Source organism: Lentiprolixibacter sp., assembly GCF_982873095.1.
On the sequence record NZ_CEYNTP010000165.1, the window covers coordinates 1 to 6,395 of the forward strand.

Annotated in this window: 7 protein-coding genes and 1 pseudogene; 2 read left to right on the forward strand and 6 right to left on the reverse strand. The window is 48.7% G+C overall.

The features are described from left to right. The 4 genes from AC4E7D_RS10170 to hemA all read right to left on the reverse strand — a co-directional run. Nucleotides 1-576: uroporphyrinogen decarboxylase family protein (locus tag AC4E7D_RS10170; RefSeq protein ID WP_490173690.1), on the reverse strand; the 576-nt coding region annotated here is incomplete at its 3' end. A 2-nt stretch (nt 577-578) separates the two neighbouring features. Next, a complete protein-coding gene (locus AC4E7D_RS10175; RefSeq protein WP_490173691.1) occupies nt 579-1,262 on the reverse strand; it encodes a uroporphyrinogen-III synthase in 684 nt (227 codons plus the stop codon). After that, nucleotides 1,259-2,173 carry a hydroxymethylbilane synthase gene (gene hemC, locus AC4E7D_RS10180; RefSeq protein ID WP_490173692.1) on the reverse strand — a complete coding sequence of 305 codons (915 nt, stop codon included), beginning with the start codon at nt 2,171-2,173 and terminating at the stop codon, nt 1,259-1,261. The genes AC4E7D_RS10175 and hemC overlap by 4 nt, the downstream gene beginning before the upstream one ends. After that, nucleotides 2,170-3,426: a glutamyl-tRNA reductase gene (gene hemA, locus AC4E7D_RS10185; protein ID WP_490173693.1), complete on the reverse strand. Its 1,257-nt coding sequence runs from the start codon at nt 3,424-3,426 to the stop codon at nt 2,170-2,172. The genes hemC and hemA overlap by 4 nt, the downstream gene beginning before the upstream one ends. A 186-nt stretch (nt 3,427-3,612) precedes the next feature. On the opposite strand from hemA, the gene AC4E7D_RS10190 reads away from it, so the two are divergent. Together AC4E7D_RS10190 and AC4E7D_RS10195 are read left to right on the forward strand one after the other, a co-directional pair. Further along, the gene (locus tag AC4E7D_RS10190) at nt 3,613-4,515 is read left to right on the forward strand and encodes a helix-turn-helix transcriptional regulator (RefSeq protein WP_490173694.1); all 903 of its coding nucleotides are present in this window, start codon (nt 3,613-3,615) and stop codon (nt 4,513-4,515) included. Between the two features lie 64 nt (nt 4,516-4,579). Then, nucleotides 4,580-4,960, forward strand: coding sequence for a VOC family protein (locus AC4E7D_RS10195; protein ID WP_490173695.1), 381 nt, complete (start codon nt 4,580-4,582; stop codon nt 4,958-4,960). Nucleotides 4,961-4,984: 24 nt separating this feature from the next. Here AC4E7D_RS10195 and AC4E7D_RS10200 read toward each other — a convergent pair whose 3' ends face one another. Both AC4E7D_RS10200 and AC4E7D_RS10205 read right to left on the reverse strand, forming a co-directional pair. Then, complete coding sequence (locus tag AC4E7D_RS10200; protein WP_490173696.1) at nt 4,985-5,824, reverse strand: N-acetylmuramoyl-L-alanine amidase-like domain-containing protein; 840 nt, start codon at nt 5,822-5,824, stop codon at nt 4,985-4,987. A gap of 22 nt (nt 5,825-5,846) precedes the next feature. Further along, nucleotides 5,847-6,395: pseudogene (locus AC4E7D_RS10205) on the reverse strand (TraB/GumN family protein); the annotation flags it as partial.

Below are 6,395 nucleotides of genomic sequence, written 5' to 3' on the forward strand. Positions count from 1 at the left end.
CTTAAGGTAGGCAATGGTGGTATCAGTGATTCTTTGCAGCAGGTCATGTGCCGCTTCAGGTTGGGTAAAGCAAAATCCTTTGGCCTTGTCAAATGTTTTGGACCCCTGTCCTTCAACACAGTAGCACAGTAGCGTCCATGGGGCACCTGCAAAACCAATTAGGGGAATCTCATCCTGTAGTTTTTCCTTGGTCATGCGAATGGCGTCCATGACATAACCGAGTGCATGTTCCACCTCCGGGATAACCACTCTTTCCAGGTCGCTTTTTTCCCTGATGGGATGGGGAAGGTAGGGCCCGAAACCGGGTTTCATTTGCACTTCTATGTCCATAGCCTGTGGGATTACCAGGATGTCACTAAACAAAATAGCGGCATCCATACCATAGCGCCGGATTGGCTGAACGGTAATTTCCGAGGCCAGTTCAGGGGTCTGGCATCGTGTAAAAAAATCGTATTTCTCCCGGATGGCCATAAATTCCGGAAGATAGCGCCCTGCCTGTCGCATCATCCACACCGGAGGCCGGGAAACGGTTTCACCGCGAAGTGCACGTAGAAATAGGTCGTTCTTTATAGCCATAATTAATTCTTCTTTTTGTTGTTGTAGGTGTCAATAAGCAGTTGCAGCACAGCCTCAACTGAGGGAGATGCAGCGACCTTTACGGGAAAACGCGTATTCCTTGCTGCTTCGGCCGTAGTAGGACCAATACAGTAGGCGGTTCCGGTACGCGATGGGTTTTTCATCGCAAAGCTTTTCACCGCACTGGGACTAAAAAACAGGTAGCCGTCATATTCCCGGTCAAAGGCCACGGGGTTTAAACTGGTCTCATATACCACAACCTCCTGGAAATCGATCTTGTGCTTTTTCAGTATACTTGGTAGTTCCTCACGTCTTTTGTCCCCGCAAAGGAATAGAAAGGCTTTTTGGGGATGCTGCTCCACCAGATAATGTGCTAAGGCTTGCGCATTTTTTTCACAGTGTTGTACACCAATACCGGATCGTTCGAGCAGCAGGGCTGTTTTTTCACCCACGCAAAAAGCTTTTTTTTCCAGGAGCGATGCAGGCTCGGCTGCACCTTTTAAATGGGCCAGCAGGCTCCTCACCGCATTCTGGCTTGTAATCAGGAGGTAGTCAAAAGCCGTGTTCAGCGTAAAGGATTTATAGGAAACAGAAATGCCCTCATATTCCTCAAGCATAATGTTCAAGGGATACAGAAGCGCCTTCTGTTGCTGTGACAGTATTTTGGTCGACAGGATCCTGATCATTTGCTGAGGTGCTCTTTTATTTCCTTCATGATTTCTTTCCCCCCTTGTTCCAGCACTTCCTTGGCATAGCGTTTGCCAAGATCAGCGGCTTGGGAAACATGGTCTTCCTTTGAAATATAAATCCGTTTTTGTCCGTCAGGGGTAAGGAGGACCCCTTTAAAAATAAGGGTATTTCCCTCTATTCTTGCCAGGGCACCAATTGGGGCAGAGCATCCACCTTCCAGGGTGCGGAGGAAATCGCGTTCCACTTGGGTGCATGTTTTGGTTTCGGAATGATTCAGGCCACTTACCTTGTCCTGTGTTGATTGACTTTCTGAGGAAGTAACCACGGCGATTGCTCCCTGAGCCGGTGCCGGGATCATCCATTTAAGCTGGGTGGCACCTTCAAGGTCCAGTTCTAGGCGCTCCAGGCCTGCGGCAGCAAACAAGGCGCCATCCCACGTATTCTCTTCCAGCTTTCTCAGGCGGGTTTGTACATTGCCCCTCAGATCGGTGATCTCATGATTGGGATACCGGTGCAACCATTGGGCCTGCCTTCTCAGGCTGCCTGTTGCGACAATCCCTTCCTCATTCAGGAAGTTGAGCCCATTGTGGATCAGAACGTCGTGGGGGTTGCCACGTTCCAGAACAGCACCAAGCTGTAACCCTTCCGGGAGCTGTGTGGGCATGTCCTTCATGGAATGTACGGCCAGGTCGATTTCCCCTTTCAAAAGGGCTATGTCGAGTGCCTTGGTAAATACTCCGGTTACGCCAAGTTCATACAGGGGTTTGTCCAATACAATATCTCCGATGGATTTGATGGGAATAAGTTGGGAGAGCGTACCCTGTTTCTCGAGGGCATTTTTTACCAGCGTGGCCTGCCACAGTGCCAGTTGACTGTCACGTGTGCCAATTTTCAGGGGATTGTTCATGGGGTGTCCACTTCAAGCTGAAATACCTTACGGATCAATTCCAGGCTGTCATCCGTATCGATATCTGCTTCTTTCAGGTGGTTGGCAAAATGCCTGGTGATCTTCTGGATGATGCGATCTGAAACCAGATCTGCTTGTGTAGTGTCGAAATTCTGATGTTTTCTGGATTGAAAGTCGAGCTCCTCTTCTTTCATGCTCCTCAGCTTTTCCTTCAGGGCTTTTATGATAGGGGCAAACTTTCGGGATTCCAGCCAGTTGGTGAATTCCTCCTGTACTTCACGTATGATCTCTTCCGCCTGTGGGATATACTGCCGGCGCCTTTCCAGGGTCTTGTCCGTAATTTTCGAAAGGTGATCGAGATGCACCAACGAAACACCATCTAGTTGATTGACACCGTCCGATACATTTTTGGGAACAGAGAGGTCCAGCACCAGGAGCGACTTCTTAGTTTGTATCATTTCCGGGGTGATGGTAGGGGACTGGGCACCGGTAGCAACGATAAGCACATCGGTTTGGCTGATTTCCTCTTTGATCGCTGAGAAGTCTTTTACCACCAGGTGAAATTTTCCTCCAATTTTTTCTGCCTTATCCTTGGTGCGATTGATCAGGGTAATATGGGAATTATGGGTGTGTTTTACCAGGTTTTCACAGGTATTGCGACCTATTTTTCCCGTTCCGAAAAGCAGGATATTCTTTGAGGAGATGTCCGAAATATTATTAAGTATGTACTGCACAGAAGCAAAGGCCACCGAAGTAGCGCCACTGGAGATTTCCGTCTCGTTCTTGACCCGTTTGCTTGCCCGTATGACCGAGTTGCACAACCTCTCCAGGAAATGGTTGGTCAATCCGTATTTTTTCGCTTGCAGGAAGCTTTTCTTGATTTGGCTGATAATCTCAAAATCCCCTAAAATCTGACTGTCCAAACCGGTCCCCACCCTGAACAGGTGATTGATCGCTTCATAATTCTTGTAGACATAAGCCACCTGTTCAAATGCTTCCATACTGCCGGGAGTACCTTCACACAGCAGCTTGATCAGTTGAAAAGGGTGTTGGGCAAAACCGTACAGCTCTGTGCGATTACAGGTGGAGATCACCAGAAGGCCGTCGACACCTGTTTCGCGGGCCCGGATTAGCAAACGCTCGGATGCAGCCTCGTCCAGACTGAATTGCCCGCGGACATCGGCATTGGCATTCTTGTAGCTCAGCCCTACTGTGTAAAATGAATTATGCCTGGAGATGTGGTATTTCTTCATGTACCCGTTAACTGTCGACAAAAATAATTGGGTATCCGGGAGAAAAATAACGCTGTAGGTGCAAATAATAACGGTTTAAGTTTTTTATTGCCGCAGAAGCTCTTATCTGTTTAAATTCAGCTACATTTGCGATAAACAAAGGGAATACCAACTAATTTATTTAGAACAATTCTAAATAACTGATTTATGAAAGCACATCCTGGCTTGTCGAAAAATATCGCTGAAGGTTCATATCGCGCACTGCCATTTGATGAGGATGGCTACATCCTTACCATGGTCAATGCGTCCAATGCCATTCAGAAAGTTACACGAGAAATCGACCGGTCTTTCATACAGATACATTTTGGGTTAAAAGGAGGCGGAAAGTTTATTTTCAATGAGGGCCGATACGCCCTGGACATTGCAGAGAGTAGTTCACTGCTGCTCTACAATACGGAGACCGATCTGCCTATGCACCTGGAGCTGCGGCCGCATTCCCAGATGGTTTCCCTGATCATGACCATCCGGAGCTTTCATGCGCTGTTCTCCACAGAAGCGGGGTATATTCCTTTCCTTAGTGAGGAGAACAAGGATCGTAAGTACTACGCCCAGGATCCCATTTCCCCCGGGGTGACCATTATTCTCAACCAGATAATGAATTATAACCTGCACCCTTCGGTAACCCCCCTTTACCTCAGGGGAAAGGTCTATGAACTTATCGCCCTCTTGTTCAACAGGAATGAGGAAACGTCCCTGGAACAATGTCCGTATCTGGTAGATGAAGACCACCTGAAACGCATACGCAGGGCCAAGGAAATCATCATTGAGAACATGGCGGAACCTCCGGGCCTGAAACCACTGGCTGAAGAAGTTGGCCTCCCGCTGAAAAAATTGAAAGAGGGCTTTAAACAGGTATATGGGGATTCAGTTTATAGTTTCCTGTTCGACTACAAGATGGAATATGCCCGCAAGATGCTGGAGTCCCAGAGGTTCAATGTGAATGAGGTAGGCCTCAAAGTGGGCTACAGCACGGCCAGTCATTTCATTGCAGCATTCCGGAAAAAGTTCGGTACCACGCCCAAAAAGTACATGATGTCATTAGCCGGATAGTGCCATCCCGTCTCCGGCCCACACAATTTTCCGATATTTAGTCTCGAAAACCAAGACCAAGCCTATGAACCTGAACCAGGTTACTGTGCCGGCCCTGGATGTGGCAAGGGCCATTTCTTTTTACCAAACCCTGGGTCTTCAGTTAATTGTGGAAGCCCTTCCCGGCTATGCCCGATTTGAATGTCCCGAGGGAGAGGCTACTTTTTCCATACACAAGGTAGACCAGCTTCCCGGAGGGGATGGTGTACACCTGTACTTTGAATGCAGGGATCTGGATGCAGAGGTAAAGCGACTGAAAGCCGCAGGAGTTAAGTTTGTTTCCGGACCCCGGGATGAACCCTGGCTTTGGCGTGAAGCGCGTTTATCAGATCCGGACCACAACCATATTGTGCTTTTCCAGGCCGGTAAGAACAGGAAATATCCCCCCTGGAGGCTTGCGAAATAAACAGGGATGGTTTGGACAAAGTCCTCAAAAAGTAGGTCGGGCGATCAGAATGCCGATATTATTTTTAACACCGGTCAGGTAGTCGGTCAAGGGGAGTTTACTCAATTCTACCTGTCCCTTAGAGGAGGCGTGCAACAGATAGATCCTGCCATCTTGCTCCCTGCTGGCAATCCCGGTATGGGTGACATCCAGTCCGTCTATCGATGTAGCCAGGGCGATAATATCCCCATGCCTAATGAGCTGCTCCTGTTTCGCTATAGCCGATCTGGGTAAAAAATACACGGGCTGGTCTTTCAGGGCGAGCTCGATGCGGGCCATTTCCTCATAGTTCTCCTGAGATTTAAGGTGCGGGTAAAGATCCCTGTTGGTGGTCATGAAGTTCCTTGCTTTTTCCATAGGTACACCCCCAAGGTACTGGGTGACTTCCTTAACCCATCCCTTCTTTTCATTATCGGCGATCCATTCAGAGAAATAATGCAATCGGGAAGCATAGCCCGAGATGCCGCCATTGCGGTAGCGGATATTTTTAAGGACATCAATATAGGTCTCAAAAGTGGGTTCCCCCTTATTAAAAATAATGGCAAATGCCAGTACGTTCTCCACAAATGTGGTGCAATCCAGCCCGCTAAGGTTGATGACCAGGCTTTCTGATTCAGCAACTTCCAGGGTCCCGGCTACATAGGGTGTGCCGATAAAGGATTTGCCTATGCTCACGAGCAGTTCCCCCGGGTTTTGCGCATTGTGCTGTTCCAGCTCAATGATCTTATTTTCAAAGGCGCTCTTGTCTTCGGCGGAACAGACCAGGCCCTGGGAAAAAGACAGATTCCCCAGAAGCATCGCCAATCCCAAAATGAAGTTTTTCATGGTTGTATATCGATAGTGTTAGCTACAATCCGAGATAGCCATAATCCCGGGCCCTGTGGTTCCTGCCCACCAGAGCTCGTTTACGGTTGCGCAGCAAGAATTCCTGGGTCACATACTCCAGGCCCTCCTCCAGGGATTCGGTGTCGGGGAGGCGATATCCTTCGTTCTTGAAGGCCGGAACTGTTGCCAGCCCTTTTTCCGGCTGTTCGTAGGTTACAATGTGGATCCTGTAAGCCTTATCGTAATCCATTTTACTGCGGAGTTTAAAGTAGAAGGCCTCATAGCTCTTTCCATCCTGTTCCAGGACTTTGTTATCCACATAAACCACCTTGTCCTCGGCAGGCAGAAATCTGCGGTCCTCGAAAAGTGCTGCTTCGGCCAGGGCTTCCTGGGTGAGATAATCTTCCGGAAAGAGATAGGTTTTGCCAATCTCCTCCAGTTTCCTGTACATCAGCAGCCTGCTGTTGATGTCCCCTGCAAGGGAATCAATAAGGGACAGTGGCGCATGTTCGTCGTTCAGGGCATAGCGCTGGGCGTAAGTGGTTTTGATATCCGGATCCTTTACAAGGGA